This window comes from Shewanella indica (assembly GCF_002836975.1).
GTDB classification, from domain to species: domain Bacteria; phylum Pseudomonadota; class Gammaproteobacteria; order Enterobacterales; family Shewanellaceae; genus Shewanella; species Shewanella indica.
On the sequence record NZ_NIJK01000021.1, the window covers coordinates 1 to 16,668 of the forward strand.

The following is a 16,668-nucleotide window of genomic DNA, read 5'->3' on the forward strand; positions in this document are numbered from 1 at the left end:
AATCGGAAACCTACAAACAGGTTTCCGATTGTCTCTCATCAGGAGGATCGGTCAACCGATCCTTATCTGATCTACGTTGCGGAATTTTCCGGGCTTTTCTGTTGACTGTTGAGTCTGGTTTACTGAGTGAAAGCCGTTATGCCTGCTCGCGGGCGATGGCGCGATAGCCTATGTCGGTTCTGAAGTAGACATCGTCCCAATGGACTTCATCCACCAGGGCATAAGCGGCCTGCTGGGCCTCGGTCACTGTGTTGCCCAAAGCCGTGGCGCACAATACCCGGCCGCCATTGGTAACTACATGGCCATCGACCATCTTGGTACCGGCGTGGAACACCTTGGCTTCATTATTGCCGAGCGACAGCCCTTCGATAACATCACCCTTGCGGTAATCATCCGGATAACCCCCGGCGGCCATGACCACACCGACGGCGGCGCGCTGATCATATTCGGCGCTGACCTTGTCCAGCTCACCACGGCAGGCGGCCAGGCAGAGCTCCACCAGATCCGACTTGAGGCGCATCATGATAGGTTGAGTCTCGGGGTCGCCGAAGCGGCAGTTGTATTCCAGCACCTTGGCGCTGCCATCGGCGGCAATCATCAAGCCGGCATAGAGGAAGCCGGTGTAGACATTGCCTTCGGCGGCCATGCCGTCAACCGTTGGCCGGATAACATTGGCCATGACCCAATCGTGCACTGTTTGGGTGACAACCGGCGCCGGGGAGTAAGCACCCATGCCGCCTGTGTTGGGGCCGTTGTCGGCGTTGTCACGGGCTTTGTGATCCTGGCTGGTGGCCATAGGCAGAATATTGTTGCCGTCGACCATCACGATAAAGCTAGCTTCTTCGCCGCGCAGAAACTCCTCCACGACCACTCTGGAGCCGGCTTCGCCGAACTTATTGCCGGCCAGCATATCGTCGATGGCGGCATCGGCCTCGGTTTGATCCTGGGCGATGATCACCCCTTTCCCTGCGGCCAGGCCATCGGCCTTGATCACCACAGGGAAACCAGTGCGACCGGCAAGCTCGGCGACATAGGCCTTGGCCGGGGCAATTTCAGTGAAGTTCTGGTAGTCGGCGGTTGGGATCCGGTGGCGGGCAAGAAAGTCTTTGGTAAAGGCCTTGGAGCCTTCCAGTTGCGCTGCCGCTTCGGTGGGGCCAAAGATATTCAGGCCTTCGGCGCGGAAGGCATCGACCACTCCCAGTACCAGAGGGGCCTCTGGGCCGACTATGGTGAGGGTTATCTGTTGTTGCTTGGCAAAGGCCAGCAGCGCCGGGATATCCGTGGCTTCTATCGCCAGGTTTTCCAGCTTGGGCTCCAGCGCAGTGCCGGCATTCCCCGGGGCAACAAATACGGTTTCCACGGCGGCAGATTGCGCTGCCTTCCAGGCCAGGGCATGTTCACGACCACCACCACCAATCACGAGTACTTGCATCTTCTTATCCTTTTTCGCTTAACGCCTTGCGGGCAGGTTCCGGCCGGGCAGGGCTTTGTTACGGCGAATCGCCGGAGGTTATTCCGGCGATAAGTTCATTGCATCAGTGCAGGCCGGTTTGGGCCTGCTGACTATCAGTGACGGAAGTGGCGCATATTGGTAAATACCATGGCCATTCCATGCTCGTCTGCAGCGGCAATCACCTCTTCATCGCGGATGGAGCCACCGGGTTGAATGATGCAGCTGATACCGGCAGCAGCAGCGGCATCGATACCGTCGCGGAAGGGGAAGAAGGCATCGGATGCCATCACTGAACCTTCCACGACCAAGCCTTCATCGGCGGCCTTGATACCGGCGATTTTTGCGCTGTAGACCCGGCTCATTTGACCTGCGCCCACCCCTATGGTCATGCCGTCTTTGGCATAAACAATGGCGTTGGACTTAACGAACTTGGCGACCTTCCAGCAGAACAGCAGATCTTTGATCTCTTCGGCAGTAGGTTGACGCTTGCTGACCACCTTGAGGTCGGCCTCGGTCACCATGCCCTGATCTCTGTCCTGGATCAGCAGACCACCGTTGACCCGCTTGTAATCCAGGCCCTTGGTACGGTCTTGCCACTGACCACATTCAAGCAGGCGGACATTGGCTTTCTTGGCAACCAGCTCGCGGGCTTGCTCGCTGACTTTAGGAGCGATAATCACTTCAACAAACTGACGCTCGACAATGGCCGCCGCAGTAGCGCCGTCCAGCTCACGGTTGAAGGCGATGATGCCGCCGAAGGCCGAGGTAGGGTCTGTCTTGAAGGCGCGGTTGTAAGCGTCCAGCAGATCGCTGCCCAGGGCGACACCGCAGGGGTTGGCGTGCTTGACAATAACGCAGGCGGGTTGCTCAAACTCCTTGACGCATTCCAGCGCGGCGTCGGTGTCGGCGATATTGTTGTAAGACAGCGCCTTACCCTGCAGCTGCACGGCAGTGGCGACCGAGGCTTCGTCTGTGTTGAGGTCAACATAGAAGGCGGCACTCTGGTGGCTGTTCTCGCCGTAACGCAGATCTTGTTTCTTCAGCAGCTGAGTGTTGAAGGTGCGCGGGAACTTGGAATCCTGATGACACTCGTCCTTGCTGTGGGCCGGAACCTGAGTACCGAAGTAGTTGGCTATCATGCCATCATAGGCGGCCGTATGTTCAAAGGCGGCAATGGCCAGATCGAAACGGGTCGCCAGAGTGGTTGAGCCCTGGTGGGCCGCCATTTCTGCCAGTACGCGTTGATAGTCAGAGGCATTGACCACTATGGTGACATCTTTATGGTTCTTGGCCGCGGCGCGCACCATGGTCGGGCCGCCGATATCGATATTCTCGATGGCGTCTTCCAGGGTGCAACCCGGCTTGGCAACGGTTTCGGCGAAGGGATAGAGGTTAACGGCCACCAGGTCAATCGGGCCTATGCCGTTGGCTTCCATGACGGCTTCGTCCTGGCCACGACGGGCGAGAATACCGCCATGCACTTTGGGATGCAGTGTCTTGACCCGGCCATCCATGATCTCTGGGTGACCTGTGTAGTCTGAAACTTCAATGACAGGTATAGCGTTATCCGCCAGCAAGCGGGCGGTGCCTCCGGTGGACAGCAGTTCAACGCCCTGGGCATGCAGCGCCTTGGCGAACTCCAGGATTCCGGTCTTATCAGATACGCTCAAGAGCGCGCGACGTATGGGTCTGGCATTATTCATTTGGGTACAGTATTCCACTTTTTTATATTCAAGGATCTTTCGGAAAACCAGGCAGTTCTGATTGGCATTGTTTTCCAAAAGTCCCTCGAATGGTCCGGGAACCCTCAAGGCGCGCTGTATTTTAACGTAAAACAATTTGTGGCGGTGTTTTTTCTACGCGTTTCACAATATTGCTCTGCGAACAAGCCAAAACCCCGAAGCGGGCCAAAAAACACTTGACCTTGGATTAAGCTCCAAGCTTTATACTTGAATAGGAATTATTAGCAGGAACTGCATATGTACAGGATAGGTGAACTGGCCAAGCGCTTTGATATCAAGGCCGATACCCTGAGGTTTTACGAGAAACACGGCCTGCTGGCACCCTCCATGCGCACCGACTCCGGTTACCGGGTCTACAGCGACAGGGATGCCGAGCGGCTGAAGTTTATTCTCAGGGCCAAGGCGGTGGGTTTTACCCTGGGGGAGATAGCCGAGCTCTTGTCCATTGAACTGGATAAGTCCAACCGTGCCTGCAGCGATGTCAAAGGCATGGTGGACGACAAGTTGGATAAGGTGCAGCGGAAAATTGCCGAGCTTAACCAGTTCCGCCAGTCTTTGCAGTTACTGTCTGATACTTGCTGTGGCGGCCCGGAAAGTGCCGAGCATTGTTCGATTCTGGAGGCGTTGGAGTCTTGTGACGATGAGCTGTCCCCCAGAGTCGAAACCGGCAAGGGTCACAATCACAATCACAGTCATGCCAATAGCCGTGCAAGTAGGGGCGCAAAATCATGTTGATGGATAATTTTATTGAGCTGTTTCTCGAGTCGGCACCCTGGCTGCTATTGGGGCTGGTGCTGGCGGGGCTGCTGAAGGTTTTTGTTCCCATGAGCTGGATGCAAAAGCAATTGGGGGGCCATGGCCTCAAGACCACGGTTAAGGCGGCCCTGCTGGGAGCGCCTTTGCCGCTGTGTTCCTGCGGCGTTATCCCGGCCGCCGTTGGCCTGAGGCGCAGCGGCGCCTCCAAGGCTGCCACCACCTCTTTTCTGGTGTCGACCCCTGAAACCGGCGTCGATTCGGTTACTGTGTCCTATGTTCTACTCGGCCCCTTTATGGCGATTGTCAGGCCCATTGCCGCGGTATGCAGTGCCATAGTGGCGGGTTTGCTGGTTGGCCGCGATGATGAGCCGGTTTTGCCCTCTGAGGCAGTGAAGATGAGCGAGCCGGGGAAGGCCCAAGCCAAAACCGTGGCCCAGTTCAAGCCGGCAGGCGCCGCCAACTACAGTCCTCTCAAGGCCGCGCCGACACAAGCTCAGAGTTCCTGTTGTGCCCCGGCCAAGGTGCAAGAGGCAGACTGCTGCAGTACGGCCAAGGTCAGTACCGCTAAGGTCAGCACCGCCGGCGGGTCTTGTTGCTCTTTGGTCAAGGGGGAAGCCACTCAGTCCTGCTGCTCGCAACCCAAGGTAGAGACGGCTTCATGTTGTTCTTCATCACAATCGGCCTCAAGCTGCTGTGACAGTGATGACATGGCGGCTGAACTCAAGTCGAAGTCTGTCTTGCATAGAGTGCTGGCCGGTCTCAAGTATGCCGCCACGGATTTGGTGCGTGACACCGCCATCTGGTTGCTGGTGGGGTTGTTCTTTGCCGCGCTGGTACAGACCTATGTGCCGGGAGACTTCCTGGCCCAATGGGGCGGCGGTATTCTGGCTATGTTGGTGATGGTTCTCATCTCCATCCCCATGTATATCTGTGCCACAGCTTCAACGCCGATAGCGGCAGGTTTGCTGTTGGCCGGGGTTTCCCCGGGCGCTGTGTTGGTATTTATGCTGGCGGGACCTGCCACCAACATAGCTACTCTGGGCGTAGTCGCCAAAGAGATGGGTAAACGGGCGCTTTACGGCTATCTTGGTGGGGTACTCGGGGTGGCGCTGCTGGCCGGAATGCTGGTGAACCTGCTGGTGGCGAACTTTGGTTTTGAAGTGATGCCGCAAATAGGGGAAGAGCACCAGTTACTGCCACAGGCTGTGGTTAACTGGTCGGGGATTATTCTGGCGCTGCTGATGGGCAAGGTGATTTACGACAAGATCCCCAGGCGTTGGCTGCGGCGGGATTGCTGCTCTGGCTGACACTCAACTGAATATAGGGAAAGGCGCTCGATTGAGCGCCTTTCGTTTTATCTATTGCCAAACAGGGGCTGTGAAGGGCGAGGGTCATTTGCTTTGTTTGATATTCTCCACAGGATTGAGTTTGGCCTGTTTCTTGGCCATTTTGGCGGCCCGCTTCTCCTTGGCAGAGTGCATGGGTTTCTTCTTTTGCTCTTTGCTGTTTCTGTGCTCTTTCATGGTGTTGATTCCATTGATAGCGAAAGCCTGGCTGGGGTTTATCTCCCCGCTTCCTGCAATTTAAGATCCACTTACAGCTGGCATACCGGTCAGTCAGACACCGGTGTGATTCAACCAGTTGGTCGGCCTGGGCCGACCTGGATATTTTACGCCTGTTGCTGAAATACTGCTGTCGGCTTCAATAGAATATTTGTGAATAACGCTCTGGTTTTGAGACGGTATTTGACTAAGGGACGGGAACAAGTTTTATCTGAGCTCTGCGTCGGCTTGCTGGCCTGAATGCAAGGCGCGGTTCGCAGCCAATGGCCCTGGCCCTTTGCAAGAATTTTCTAAGAGTATTTCACTACAAAGTGGCCAGGGTTTGCGAAAGCTTGTGCGAGAGAGCGAGTGAAGCCTGGACGAATCAGTCGCTGCCACAACTTTTTTAAAGTGCTTCCGCCTTGAGTATGGCTCTTGGGCGTCTGGCACGATACTGCACCAGGCTGACCCCGGTCAGCACTAAAGCACCGCCGACATAGTGAGGGACTCCCAATTGCTCATCCAGTAGCGTGGATGCCAGCACGGCAGTGAAAATTGGCATCAGATTCATAAAGATGGCAGTTCTCTCTGTGCCCAGTAGGGCTATTGCTTTGATCCAGGCCCAAGGCGCCAGAATCGAGGCGCAGATAGCGGCATAGGCTATCAAGGGCAGTGAAGCCTGAGTAATGCTGATACTGCTGGCAAAGAGCAGCAGGGGGGACAGCATGAATACGGCGAACAGTATTTGCATGTACAACAAATCCCAGGTCGGCAGTTGCAGTGACCAGCGTTTCAACAGCACGCCGTAGAGGGCATAGACCACGGCGGCCAGCAGTAACAGGAGATCGCCGGGAACCACTGAGGTGGACAGCCGGGCCAAGTCGCCTTGGCTGAGCATAAACAGTAAGCCGCTGAAGGAGATAAAGGCGCCAAGCAGTGCCAATTTGGAGAGCCTTACTCCGAGTAAAGGCACCGCCAGCAATAGGCTGAGAACCGGCACCAGAGAGGTAATCAATGCCATATTGGTGGCGCTGGTGGTCGCGGCGGCAAAATACGCCAGGCTTTGGTTCAGCACCATTCCTAGGCTTGCCAACACGGCGAGTTTGCCAAGATGTGGGCGAATCATGGCGCGGCGGCGCCAAACCCCGGGAAGCAACACTGGGGTCAATAACAACAGTGCAAAGGCCCAACGATAGAAGGAGATGGCTTCCGGCGCTATAACATCGGCGGAGAGTTTATTAACCAGACTATTGCCGGCCCAGATGGCTACCGCCAATAAGGGAAAAAGATACAAAAAAGGACTCCTCAGCCCTAAGAACAAGGCTTAACAGATAGATAATAGGGGCAGATTATTCCACGTCTTATGTGATATACATATCTGCTATCAGACAAGTTCAATCCGCCTTCGGACATAGGTATATGGCTAATATTTATCATCCACCGGGGCAGCATCCTGGTGATGGCTCACAGGTGTTTTTCTATTACCAGCAGTTTTCACCCGATACGCTGACACCCATGCACAGCCATACCTGGGGGCAACTGCAATTGAGTCGCGGTGGTTTGATGGAGCTGGTGGCTCAAGGGCGGCGCTTTATGTCGTTGTCGCAGTGCGGTATCTGGATCCCGGCCGGTATAAAACATGAGAGCTACATGCGCCGCTGCGTGCAGTACAGTTCAATGAATGTGCCGCAGGAACTGGCTACCAGGCTGCCCAAGCACATCTGCCTGCTGGAGTTGAGTCCGATAGCGGAAGCTATTTTGATGGACTTGAACTCAAGAGGTGTTGAGCTGGCCCATACGCCTGAGGATCAAAGGCTGCTTAAGGTGCTATTGGATCAATTGAGTCGGGCCAGGGAAGTGCAGCCTTTTTTACCGGTAACCGACCATCCCATGTTGCAAGCCATAGCTGCCGAGCTGGAAGCCGTACCTGAGGGCGGGCGCAGTTTTGCTGCCTGGGCAGATACCTTGGGGACAACAGAACGCACTTTGGCGCGCTTGTGCCAGGCAAGGCTTGGGATGAACTATACCGAGTGGCGGCAACGTTATCGCTTTATCCACAGTTTACAATTGCTGCGGCAAGCGATATCAGTAAAAGAGGTGGCATTGACGCTGGGGTATCATCAAACCTCGCCCTTTATTAGTTTGTTTCGCAAGTATGCCGGTTGTACACCACAGGCTTACAGGCAACAACTGGCCCAAGGAAGTGCCCTTGTTCTTCCTTGAAAAAAAGGGGCGCCTTAAGGCGCCCAAAAGGTGGCTCGAAACTAAGCTCTCGGAGTAGCTTGGGCTTACTCTTGATCTGCGCGTTTTTCGCGCTTTTCCCGTCGTTTTTCTTTCAGGGATTTAGTTGGTTTTTTCTTCGCTTTTTCTTTACTCATGAGCGTATCTCCTCTTCAATGACCCCTCTCCACGCCGCCGCTTTGCCAGGAGAGAGGGCTGTTTCCCCTTTGACCGACCGGGAAAGAGGCGGTGGTCAAAGGATTAAGCCAAACCCCGGATCATCCTGTCGGGGCAGTTCACGGCTGAATTAAACACTTCAAGGCACTGTCTCCTCTTGTTAAGCGTCTATAAGCATGCAATCAGGCTGGCAGGCAGGGCCTTGGCTGGTTCAGGGATAAGATCTGAAACAGCACGGGGCCACCTGGTACATCCACTTCAATCAGTTCATCCAGCGTACATCCGAGCAGGGCTTCGCCCAGATCGGACAATACCGAATAGCGGCCGGAGTCGGGATCATGTTGTTGTGGATAAACCAACTCTACCTCCAGAAATTCGCCGGTTTTCAGGTTTTGCAGGCGCGCCTTGGTTCCCGGGTGCACCACACCGCCGCCGGGACAGGGTTGCGCCAGTCTGGCGATCACCGATGCCAGGGTCAGTGGTCTCAATGAGACATTGAACGAGTTTTGCAGATAGAGCTGCGATGTTTTGAATGAAAATAGATCTGCCAGTGCAGACAAAGATTTATACACCACCACAACCTCACAGGCTGAAACGGAAAATGAATAGAAAACTTTGTTACTGCCGGATGCGCGGCCGCACCCGGCTTACACTGGAAATGTCAGTGAGGTGCTCTTGAGAGAAAAAGTGTGACTGTACATAATGAGCCTCCGCAACATCAATGCAAGTGCAAGCACTTAAAAATAAGGGAAAATATGACCAACACCCACCATAGCCCAAGGAGATCGTAAAAGCAAACCCTCAATGGTCACAGCAGATATTGGTCGGGGTCATCTGTGCCAAATTCTCCGGGGGAATGACATAGGGGGGGATGTCCAATACCAGATTACCCCAACGTTGGAACAAGGCTTCATAGAAGTATTCGATAAAGGTGCGGCATTTTCTCGGTAGATAGGCGCGTTTGGGATAGATGAGATTGACAGTGACATGCTCCATGGGAAAATCTTGCAGTATCGGCAGCAAGTCACCTCGCTGCAATGCATCATAGGCAATCATCATAGGTAGGCTGGCGATCCCAAGGCCATCTATGGCGGCTTCTCTGGCCAGGGTGATATTGTTGACCTGCAAGCGACAGTCGGGAATGATCTCTTGCCACTGCTTGCCATCAAATATTCGCCAGTTGCCATCTATGTATGGTGATGCCAGGCGTATTCCTTTGTGCTTCAATAGCTCATCGGGTGAAGCCGGTGTACCAAATTTCTGTAGATATTCCGGGCTGGCCATCAACACCTTGTGGGCATTTATCAGGCGGAAGTTTTCCAGTCTCGGGTCATCCAATCCCTGGACATGAAACATCACATCGATCCCTTCTTCGACCATATCTACTTTGCGGTTGGTCAGTTCGGCTTCAATCTGCATTTGTGGATAGTCTTCCAGAAATTTGGCAATTACAGGGCCGAGAGCTTGCTGGCCAAATTCTATTGGGCAAACAATACGCAGGTTGCCGCGGATAGTTTGCTGACTGGCGCTGAGTTGATCTTCGGCGCTGCGTAAATCCGTGAGTATTTTATTGACTTTGTTGAAGTAAATAGACCCTGCCTCAGTTAGTTTCAGGCTACGTGTGGTGCGTAGTAAAAGCTGTACTCCAGTGCTGTGTTCCAACTCGGCTATCTTACGACTAACGGTCGCTTTGGTGATGCCCATTGCCTTAGCTGCGGCGGTAAAGCTTCCCTTATCAACAACTTGTGCAAAAACCTGTATCCGATTGAGATCCATTTTATTGTTACGCCTGTGAAACAGTGGGTTGAGTATCGGGTATCTAATAAATCTACTGAGACAGTTGTAAAATACCACTGCAAACTTCAGGAGTCTAATGATGTCAATGAGTGAGGCCGTCAGCGTTATCTTCGGCTCTCTTGGAATGTGATTATTGACATCGGCAGTCAATATTTATTGAAGCCAAAAACAGTGCTGATATAAAAACTGATATTGCTTGTGCTCGACCCTTGGTGCCGGATGGGGTTGTGTGAGTTAAGGGGGCTCGACAGAGCCCGACTTCCACATTGGTAACCCGGTTCGCCGATACAGACCTATTTAGATGCGTTTCCCGACCAAACCTTTACTGGTGTTATCGATAGTCTGTCACCGGCCTCCGGCGCCAAACCTATCCCACCTTCTCTAGGCTACGCCGGGAGATGGCTTGGCGCTTAACTCGGTAACTTGGGCTATTTTTCTTTGTAGCGCTTGGCTTTGAATAACAAGCAAGGCCGGTTATTTTGAGGACTCGGGACGAGCGATCACTGTCTTATCGACCACATCATGGGGCAGGCCAATGATTGGAGCGTGCGTCTCTTGATTATACATCTTCATCCCTCCTATCGTACTCATTGCTGAGATATTTTGCGCCGAATTTCAGACTGGTGTAGGCTGAGTTTCCGAGAAATAACAGAGTACTACCTGTGCAGTGGCAACTATTACCCTTTACAGAGTTAACCTTGGACTCCCTCTATGAGTTGATGAAACTGAGGGTGGATATTTTTGTAGTTGAACAAAATTGCCCTTACCCTGAGTTGGATGAAAAAGACCGCGTGGCGGGGACCATGCACCTGCTTGGCCGCGATAGTTCCGGAGAATTGTTGGCTTATGCCAGATTGCTGCCAGCAGGTGTCAGTTATTCCCAGGTTAGTATCGGCCGGGTAGCAGTCGCGCCCAAGGCTCGTGGTGATGGCCGCGCCAGGCAGTTGATGCAGGAGGCGATTGTTAATTGTCAAAAGCTGTGGCCGGCTGAAGATATCAAGATTGGCGCGCAGGATTATCTGCGGGCGTTTTACCAGAGTTTGGGGTTTGAAGCGGTTTCAGGTGTATATCTGGAAGATGGCATTCCCCACCTGGATATGTTGTTGCATGCTCAAAAGAAGGACACTTGAATGTCGTTATATCGTATAAACCAGCGTCAAATCGTATGTGTGGCCAGCTTTCTGGCCAAACCAGGCAAAGAACAGGCTTTGATTGAGGTGCTGGCGGCACTAATCACGGATACTCGCAAGGAAGATGGTTGCATTCGTTACGAGTTGAATCAGAGTCGTGATGAGCCGCGCAGGATCACTTTCGTTGAGAAGTTTGTCGACATCGAATCTTTCGATCAGCACTGCGCTAAAGAAGCCATCCAGCACTATTTCCATCAGCAAATGCCTGAGCTGGTAGAGTCCCATCATGTAGAGACTTATCAGGAAATCATCGTCTGATATTTCCGGGATGAATTGAAGCAGGCTTTAAAACCAATGCCCCGTCCGGGGCATTTTCAGGCCCTCAGGCGAATATCCGGTTGCAGATCCAGCTCTCCTGCCGAGGAGATAGTCGCCAGCTGTGCATGCTGAGCTATGATAGCCAAGGGTCCACTGAGCAGATTACGTACAAACAGCAAGCGATAACCATATCCCTGTAAGCGATAGAAGGCGAGTTGTTGCTCGGCAGTCATGGCATGCCAATGGATGCTATTGCTGACCTGCTCTGCGTCCGGCTTTCGTCTGTCAGGTACTTGTGTGGCGATCATAGTGACTCTTTCCCAGATTGGCACTTGCTGACCATAAGGCGCTGCAGTTGTTACGTATTTAACTAATATAACAGGCTTGCATGACTTAAAATATGATTTTGTTCAAAAAACAGACTAATTTAGCGCTTCAGTGTTAGCCCTAAAGTTTAAGCCTGGTCGTTACCGGAACATAAAGGGGTAATAGCGATTGGGTCATCGAGGAGGAGCCGTATGTTGTCCTATATTGAACCTGTGTTTCGGCCGCCATCGGAGTGGAAATCTCTCATACTGCAGGTGACCAATGGTTGCAGCTGGAATCGCTGCGCCTTTTGCGACATGTATACCCAGGAGCAGAAGCGCTTCAGGGCGTTCAAGTTGGAAAAGGTGGAAGCAGACCTGCGCCGGGTAGCGGCTTCCGGCGCCGAGGTGAACCGGGTGTTTCTGGCCGATGGTGATGCCATGACGTTGCCGTTTGCCAGGCTGGAACAGATTTGTGAGCTGATTCATCACTACTTGCCCAATGTCAGTCGCATCAGCAGCTATTGTTTGCCGCGCAACCTAGACAACAAGAGTGTGGAGCAGCTACTGCGGTTGCGGCAACTCAAGTTGTCCTTGCTGTATGTCGGTTGCGAGAGTGGTGATGATCAGGTGCTGACCCGTATCGGCAAGGGTGAGAGTTACGCCTCCTCGCTGGCGGCGCTGGAGAAAATTCGTGCCGCCGGAATAAAGTCATCTGTGATGATACTCAATGGTCTGGGTGGCGTGGCTTTATCAAAGCAACACGCACTTAATTCGGCGCGACTGATGAATGCGGCGCAGCCGGATTATCTCAGCACCCTGGTGGTGACTCTGCCACTTGGCAAGGAAAGAATGGATAGTGCGTTTGATGGCAACTTTCAAATGCCGGACCAAAGACAACTGTTGCAGGAGATGCGTTATTTGCTGCAGGAGTTGGAGTTAGAGCAGACCATTTTCCGCTCGGATCATGCTTCCAATTATTTGGTGTTGAAAGGCATACTTGGGCGGGATAAGGCCAGGTTGTTGGCGACGGTTGAGGAGGCGCTCGCAGGACGCTTCGCCCTGCGAGCCGAGTGGCAAAGAGGCTTGTGATCAGTCCTCTTGCCGCTCAGTGATCCTTATGTCCCGTGCCGGGCAAGGGATCTGGATCCCTGCTTGTTGCAGACCTTGCCAGATTTGCAGATTTATTTGGTACTTATCCTGAAAATAGCTGGCAGTTGGGACCCAATAGCGCACACCTATATCTATGCCTGTGCTGTTGAAACCATTGATACCCACCTGTGATGGGGAGTTGGCATCGACACTGGGATGGCTGCCGAGCACCGCCTGGGCTATGGCTATCGCCTGCTGGGGATCGGCTTTATAGTCGATATTGAAGTGGGTTTCTACCAATTTGTTGGCAAAGGAGTTGTGCAGTATCTCGCCGATAATGTGTTTGTTGGGAATACTGATCTGCTCGCCCTCCTCGTTGGTGAGTATGGTCAGCCCCAGGCGAATATCCTTGACCAGGCCTGTGACGCCTTTGACCGTAATGGTATTGCCCACGATAAAGGGACGGGTGACAATAATGGTCACCCCGGCGGCATAGTTGGACAGCATGCCCTGAATTGCCAAACCGGCGCCCAGTGACGCGGCGCCTATGGCTGCCACCATGGGGGTGACGCTGATCCCCAGTTTGCCCAAGGCGATGATGGCAATCATTATGATGATCAATATCCGCACCAAATGAGTGACAAAAGTGGCCAGAGTGACGTCGACATTGTGTTTTTCCAACTGGCGGCTGACTGTGTTGGCTACCTTGGCGGCCAGCCACAACCCCAGTAGAAAGATGATCAGTGCACCCAGGAGTTGGAAGCTGTATTTCACCAAAAACTCGGTTATCAGATCATAAACATTTTGCAGCTGCGCCAACTCCAGCTCCAACCCGGTATTTTTCATTGCTTGGCTCCTTTCCTGAAATGTCGCAAGATATGGACACAATATTCCTGAGTCATGTCACTCACTTGTATTCAATAACAGGGTATTCTGCCTCTTTGTTATGGCAAATTAAAAGGGAACTATATGAAGTCTTTTGCGTTTTTATTTTCTCTGTGTCTGACCATATTGGTCAGCCCTATGATCCAGGCTTCCGAATATACAGTGGGCGATAGATTGACTCCCATTTCGCTGCAGGATCAGCATGAAGCAACCATGGTGTTGGATACTTCGGCCAAGTATCTTTTGTTTGGTCGCAGCATGAAAGGCGGGGAGATCATCAAAACTGCACTCGAAGGCCGTGATAATCAGGCGTTGCAACAGGCGGGTATCTTTTACCTGGCCGATATCAGCGGTATGCCATCCTTGATTGCCAAATTTGTTGCCATTCCACAGATGCGGGATCTGACTTTCAGTATTGCCCTGGACAAAGAGGGTGAGATCAGCAAATTACTGCCCGCCGCCAAGGATGCCGCCAGCCTGATCTCTCTGGACAAGTTGGCCATTACCAAGCTGCAATACTTTGATGATGCCGAAGCCCTGAAGCAGGCACTCAAAGAAGCCGGGCTGCAAGACTGAGCCCTTGGCAGCTAGAGCTTCAGCCGAGCTGCAGACTCAACATACTGATAGCCCCCATCTCCAGGCTGTTGTTGAACAGCAGCCTGCGCTCTCCTGAAAAGGCACTTCCCAATAAATAAAACAGCGGCTGCAGATGCTCATCTGTTGGATGACACAGCTCGGCGGTGTTGGCATCGACCAGGGTTTTATAGTCCAGCAGCGCTGAGTATTCTTCTGCCAATAAACTGTCGGCAACCGCTTGATTAAACCGGGTCGCCCAAGGCCGTGGTGGGCTGCCTGGTGCCAGGACGCGCAGATTGTGGACCACATTGCCTGAACCTATGATCAGTACGCCTTGCTCGCGCCAATGCCTTAACTCGCGTCCAAGCTGGAACTGCTGCTGCGCTCTGAGGTTTTGATCCAGACTCAGCTGAAATACCGGAATATCGGCCTCGGGGTAGAGGTGAACCATGGCCGACCAACTGCCATGATCCAACCCTTGCGAATTGATACGAGTGACAGGAATGCTCAAACTGGCAGCAACCTGCTCTGCCAACTCCGGCGCGCCGACTGCCGGGTACTGCATGGCAAAGAGCTCGGCGGGAAAACCGCCGAAATCATGTATGGTTTGCGGCCGACGTGCGGTGGAAATAACTGTGCCCCGTGTCAACCAATGGGCCGAAAGCAACAATATCGCTTTGGGCTTGGGGAGTGTTTGTCCCAGTTCTTGCCACTGCTTTGTGGTGGTGTTGTTTTGCAAGGCGTTCATCGGGCTGCCATGGCCCAGAAACAGCGCCGGCATTATCTGTGTTGCGGACATAGAGTCTCCAAATCAGCTGTAGGATGCCGTTCCTGACATATCTGCATTCAGCTTACCCGGATGCTCGATTGAAAATAATCGCAAAATACTCGCCATACCCTTCCATAAAATCGAATATCCCCTGCTCTCTTGCTTGCCGCTATGCTTTATCGTTTCCGGTAGCTGCTTACACCAAGCGCTCTCAAGCGAGCAGCAATCATGGTTTGTATTTGAGGGTGAAAGTAGTAATTGCATGATTCTTAATGCTTTTATTTTATAGTTGCTACGGTTTGAATTTGTGGAATAAAAAAATGATTTTAATGTATAAAAATTCATTGCGTGAGGGGCGGAAATAGCGTTTACTGCGCTGGATTTTAACCCGCTTCGGCGAGGCTGTTCGCCGCACTTGAATGTCGAGGAGACACAGGGCCAATGAGCCAATTTCAATCTATTGATGTTGCTGATTACTATGACAATGAAACCTTTGAGCGTATCAAAGCTTTTGCCAGTGATAAGGTGACACCTTTTGTGGTGATAGATACCAAGATCATCGCGAAACAGTATGATGATATGGTGCAGAGCTTTCCCTTTGCCAGCGTTTATTATGCAGTGAAAGCCAACCCGGCACCTGAGATCCTCAGCTTGCTGCGAGATAAGGGGGCCAATTTTGACATAGCTTCCATCTATGAGCTGGATATGGTGATGGAGTTGGGTGTTTCCCCTGAGCGGATAAGCTATGGCAATACCATTAAAAAACGCAAGGATGTCAGAGCCTTCTACCAGCGTGGCGTGACTATGTTTGCCTCCGACTCAGAGGCCGATCTGCGGATGATTGCCGAAGAAGCCCCTGGGGCCAAGGTCTATGTGCGGATCCTTACCGAAGGTACAGAAACCGCCGATTGGCCGTTGTCGCGTAAGTTCGGCTGTCAGAACGAGATGGCCTATGAGCTTTTGGTGCTGGCCAAGGAGTTGGGGTTAAAGCCCTACGGCTTGTCATTCCATGTGGGTTCACAGCAGCGGGACATAGGGGCTTGGGATGCGGCAATCGGTAAGGTTAAGGTGATCTTTGACAGGCTCAAAGAGGAACATGGCATAGTGCTGGATATGATCAATATGGGCGGCGGCTTTCCGGCCAACTATATCGACAAGACCAATAGTCTCACCACTTACGCCGAGCAGATCATTCACTTCCTCAAAGAGGATTTTGGTGAGCAGTTGCCCAAGATAGTGCTGGAACCCGGGCGCTCCTTGATTGCCAACGCCGGTGTACTGGTCTCTGAGGTGGTATTGATCAGCCGCAAGTCCAACACGGCACTGGAGCGCTGGGTATTTACCGATGTCGGTAAGTTTTCCGGGCTGATTGAGACTATGGACGAAGCGATTAAGTTTCCGATTTACACCGAGGCTCAAGGGGAGCTGCAACCTTGCGTCATTGCCGGGCCTACCTGCGATAGCGCCGATATAATGTATGAACAGTACAGTTATGGGTTGCCAGAGGAACTGGCTATCGGCGATAGGCTTTATTGGTTGACCACTGGCGCTTATACCACCACATATTCGGCGGTGTGCTTCAATGGTTTCCCACCCTTGCAAGACTACTATTTGTAATCTCGGCCAAGAGTGAGGTTTTAGCTGAGATTGATTTCAACAGGGCGCCAAGTGGCGCCCTGTCTGTTTTGGATTAACCGTTAGCTTTGAGAATGTCGTACAGCTGTTCTTTCAGCTCCAGTTTGCGCTTTTTCATCTCTTTGACTTCTTGGGTATATTCACTGGAAAGCTGCTGCTCCTTATTCTTTATCTCTTTATCCAGCAGATTGTGTTCATCAAAAAGCTTCTGAAAATGGCTATCGCTGCTCTTGAGACTGGTGATCAGATCGCGGTATTCCGGAAACATTGGT

The 16,668-nt window shown here is 52.6% G+C and carries 18 protein-coding genes; 8 read left to right on the forward strand and 10 right to left on the reverse strand.

Annotated elements, in window-relative coordinates; translation table 11 throughout:
* Positions 1-136: 136 nt before the first annotated feature.
* Complete coding sequence (gene purD, locus CX650_RS04600; protein WP_039035243.1) at positions 137-1,432, reverse strand: phosphoribosylamine--glycine ligase; 1,296 nt, start codon at positions 1,430-1,432, stop codon at positions 137-139.
* Between the two features lie 134 nt (positions 1,433-1,566).
* A complete protein-coding gene (purH, locus tag CX650_RS04605; RefSeq protein ID WP_101095166.1) occupies positions 1,567-3,156 on the reverse strand; it encodes a bifunctional phosphoribosylaminoimidazolecarboxamide formyltransferase/IMP cyclohydrolase in 1,590 nt (529 codons plus the stop codon).
* Positions 3,157-3,432: 276 nt separating this feature from the next.
* Here purH and zntR point away from each other — a divergent pair, with 276 nt between their 5' ends.
* Positions 3,433-3,930 (forward strand): Zn(2+)-responsive transcriptional regulator, encoded by a 498-nt coding sequence (zntR, locus tag CX650_RS04610; protein ID WP_101095138.1) that lies wholly within the window; start codon positions 3,433-3,435, stop codon positions 3,928-3,930.
* Complete coding sequence (locus tag CX650_RS04615) at positions 3,924-5,258, forward strand: SO_0444 family Cu/Zn efflux transporter (RefSeq protein WP_101095139.1); 1,335 nt, start codon at positions 3,924-3,926, stop codon at positions 5,256-5,258. Before zntR ends, CX650_RS04615 begins: the two co-directional genes overlap by 7 nt.
* An 84-nt stretch (positions 5,259-5,342) precedes the next feature.
* On the opposite strand, the gene CX650_RS20515 is transcribed toward CX650_RS04615, so the two are convergent.
* Together CX650_RS20515 and CX650_RS04620 are read right to left on the reverse strand one after the other, a co-directional pair.
* Positions 5,343-5,474 carry a hypothetical protein gene (locus CX650_RS20515; RefSeq protein ID WP_264184863.1) on the reverse strand — a complete coding sequence of 44 codons (132 nt, stop codon included), beginning with the start codon at positions 5,472-5,474 and terminating at the stop codon, positions 5,343-5,345.
* A gap of 424 nt (positions 5,475-5,898) precedes the next feature.
* Entirely contained in the window at positions 5,899-6,786 is an 888-nt protein-coding gene (locus tag CX650_RS04620) for a DMT family transporter (protein WP_101095140.1), read from the reverse strand.
* Positions 6,787-6,911: 125 nt separating this feature from the next.
* Between CX650_RS04620 and CX650_RS04625 the strand changes: the two genes are divergently transcribed.
* Positions 6,912-7,715: an AraC family transcriptional regulator gene (locus tag CX650_RS04625; RefSeq protein WP_101095141.1), complete on the forward strand. Its 804-nt coding sequence runs from the start codon at positions 6,912-6,914 to the stop codon at positions 7,713-7,715.
* Positions 7,716-8,071: 356 nt separating this feature from the next.
* Here CX650_RS04625 and CX650_RS04630 read toward each other — a convergent pair whose 3' ends face one another.
* Together CX650_RS04630 and CX650_RS04635 are read right to left on the reverse strand one after the other, a co-directional pair.
* Complete coding sequence (locus CX650_RS04630; protein ID WP_224867961.1) at positions 8,072-8,461, reverse strand: GreA/GreB family elongation factor; 390 nt, start codon at positions 8,459-8,461, stop codon at positions 8,072-8,074.
* 229 nt (positions 8,462-8,690) lie between these two features.
* The gene (locus CX650_RS04635; protein ID WP_039035238.1) at positions 8,691-9,665 is read right to left on the reverse strand and encodes a LysR family transcriptional regulator; all 975 of its coding nucleotides are present in this window, start codon (positions 9,663-9,665) and stop codon (positions 8,691-8,693) included.
* A 683-nt stretch (positions 9,666-10,348) separates the two neighbouring features.
* Here CX650_RS04635 and CX650_RS04645 point away from each other — a divergent pair.
* Both CX650_RS04645 and CX650_RS04650 read left to right on the forward strand, forming a co-directional pair.
* Positions 10,349-10,816, forward strand: coding sequence for a GNAT family N-acetyltransferase (locus tag CX650_RS04645; RefSeq protein ID WP_101095142.1), 468 nt, complete (start codon positions 10,349-10,351; stop codon positions 10,814-10,816).
* Positions 10,817-11,134 (forward strand): putative quinol monooxygenase, encoded by a 318-nt coding sequence (locus tag CX650_RS04650; RefSeq protein WP_101095143.1) that lies wholly within the window; start codon positions 10,817-10,819, stop codon positions 11,132-11,134. It abuts the gene before it with no gap.
* A gap of 56 nt (positions 11,135-11,190) precedes the next feature.
* On the opposite strand, the gene CX650_RS04655 is transcribed toward CX650_RS04650, so the two are convergent.
* The gene (locus tag CX650_RS04655) at positions 11,191-11,442 is read right to left on the reverse strand and encodes a hypothetical protein (protein WP_025888228.1); all 252 of its coding nucleotides are present in this window, start codon (positions 11,440-11,442) and stop codon (positions 11,191-11,193) included.
* 210 nt (positions 11,443-11,652) lie between these two features.
* Between CX650_RS04655 and CX650_RS04660 the strand changes: the two genes are divergently transcribed.
* Positions 11,653-12,531 (forward strand): radical SAM protein, encoded by an 879-nt coding sequence (locus CX650_RS04660; RefSeq protein ID WP_028781372.1) that lies wholly within the window; start codon positions 11,653-11,655, stop codon positions 12,529-12,531.
* Here the strand turns inward: CX650_RS04660 and CX650_RS04665 are convergent, their stop codons facing one another.
* Positions 12,532-13,377, reverse strand: a complete 846-nt coding sequence (locus CX650_RS04665; RefSeq protein WP_025011552.1) for a mechanosensitive ion channel family protein — start codon at positions 13,375-13,377, stop codon at positions 12,532-12,534.
* 123 nt (positions 13,378-13,500) lie between these two features.
* On the opposite strand from CX650_RS04665, the gene CX650_RS04670 reads away from it, so the two are divergent.
* Positions 13,501-13,992, forward strand: a complete 492-nt coding sequence (locus CX650_RS04670) for a hypothetical protein (RefSeq protein WP_071476013.1) — start codon at positions 13,501-13,503, stop codon at positions 13,990-13,992.
* 19 nt (positions 13,993-14,011) lie between these two features.
* On the opposite strand, the gene ygiD is transcribed toward CX650_RS04670, so the two are convergent.
* Positions 14,012-14,791 carry a 4,5-DOPA-extradiol-dioxygenase gene (gene ygiD / locus CX650_RS04675; protein ID WP_101095144.1) on the reverse strand — a complete coding sequence of 260 codons (780 nt, stop codon included), beginning with the start codon at positions 14,789-14,791 and terminating at the stop codon, positions 14,012-14,014.
* 411 nt (positions 14,792-15,202) lie between these two features.
* Here ygiD and CX650_RS04680 point away from each other — a divergent pair, with 411 nt between their 5' ends.
* The gene (locus tag CX650_RS04680) at positions 15,203-16,378 is read left to right on the forward strand and encodes a type III PLP-dependent enzyme (RefSeq protein ID WP_045282588.1); all 1,176 of its coding nucleotides are present in this window, start codon (positions 15,203-15,205) and stop codon (positions 16,376-16,378) included.
* 73 nt (positions 16,379-16,451) lie between these two features.
* Here the strand turns inward: CX650_RS04680 and CX650_RS04685 are convergent, their stop codons facing one another.
* Entirely contained in the window at positions 16,452-16,664 is a 213-nt protein-coding gene (locus tag CX650_RS04685; RefSeq protein ID WP_093981952.1) for an HP1242/YdcH family protein, read from the reverse strand.
* Between the last annotated feature and the right edge of the window lie 4 nt (positions 16,665-16,668).

What these genes read in the sequence shown, in the direction of transcription:
- purH (WP_101095166.1), bottom strand. Translation starts at nt 3,156, where the DNA reads ATGAATAATGCCAGACCCATACGTCGCGCGCTCTTGAGCGTATCTGAT.
- CX650_RS04660 (WP_028781372.1), top strand. Translation starts at nt 11,653, where the DNA reads ATGTTGTCCTATATTGAACCTGTGTTTCGGCCGCCATCGGAGTGGAAA.
- CX650_RS04625 (WP_101095141.1), top strand. Translation starts at nt 6,912, where the DNA reads ATGGCTAATATTTATCATCCACCGGGGCAGCATCCTGGTGATGGCTCA.
- CX650_RS04615 (WP_101095139.1), top strand. Translation starts at nt 3,924, where the DNA reads ATGTTGATGGATAATTTTATTGAGCTGTTTCTCGAGTCGGCACCCTGG.
- CX650_RS20515 (WP_264184863.1), bottom strand. Translation starts at nt 5,474, where the DNA reads ATGAAAGAGCACAGAAACAGCAAAGAGCAAAAGAAGAAACCCATGCAC.
- purD (WP_039035243.1), bottom strand. Translation starts at nt 1,432, where the DNA reads ATGCAAGTACTCGTGATTGGTGGTGGTGGTCGTGAACATGCCCTGGCC.
- CX650_RS04685 (WP_093981952.1), bottom strand. Translation starts at nt 16,664, where the DNA reads ATGTTTCCGGAATACCGCGATCTGATCACCAGTCTCAAGAGCAGCGAT.
- zntR (WP_101095138.1), top strand. Translation starts at nt 3,433, where the DNA reads ATGTACAGGATAGGTGAACTGGCCAAGCGCTTTGATATCAAGGCCGAT.
- CX650_RS04635 (WP_039035238.1), bottom strand. Translation starts at nt 9,665, where the DNA reads ATGGATCTCAATCGGATACAGGTTTTTGCACAAGTTGTTGATAAGGGA.
- CX650_RS04665 (WP_025011552.1), bottom strand. Translation starts at nt 13,377, where the DNA reads ATGAAAAATACCGGGTTGGAGCTGGAGTTGGCGCAGCTGCAAAATGTT.
- ygiD (WP_101095144.1), bottom strand. Translation starts at nt 14,791, where the DNA reads ATGTCCGCAACACAGATAATGCCGGCGCTGTTTCTGGGCCATGGCAGC.
- CX650_RS04680 (WP_045282588.1), top strand. Translation starts at nt 15,203, where the DNA reads ATGAGCCAATTTCAATCTATTGATGTTGCTGATTACTATGACAATGAA.
- CX650_RS04670 (WP_071476013.1), top strand. Translation starts at nt 13,501, where the DNA reads ATGAAGTCTTTTGCGTTTTTATTTTCTCTGTGTCTGACCATATTGGTC.
- CX650_RS04655 (WP_025888228.1), bottom strand. Translation starts at nt 11,442, where the DNA reads ATGATCGCCACACAAGTACCTGACAGACGAAAGCCGGACGCAGAGCAG.
- CX650_RS04650 (WP_101095143.1), top strand. Translation starts at nt 10,817, where the DNA reads ATGTCGTTATATCGTATAAACCAGCGTCAAATCGTATGTGTGGCCAGC.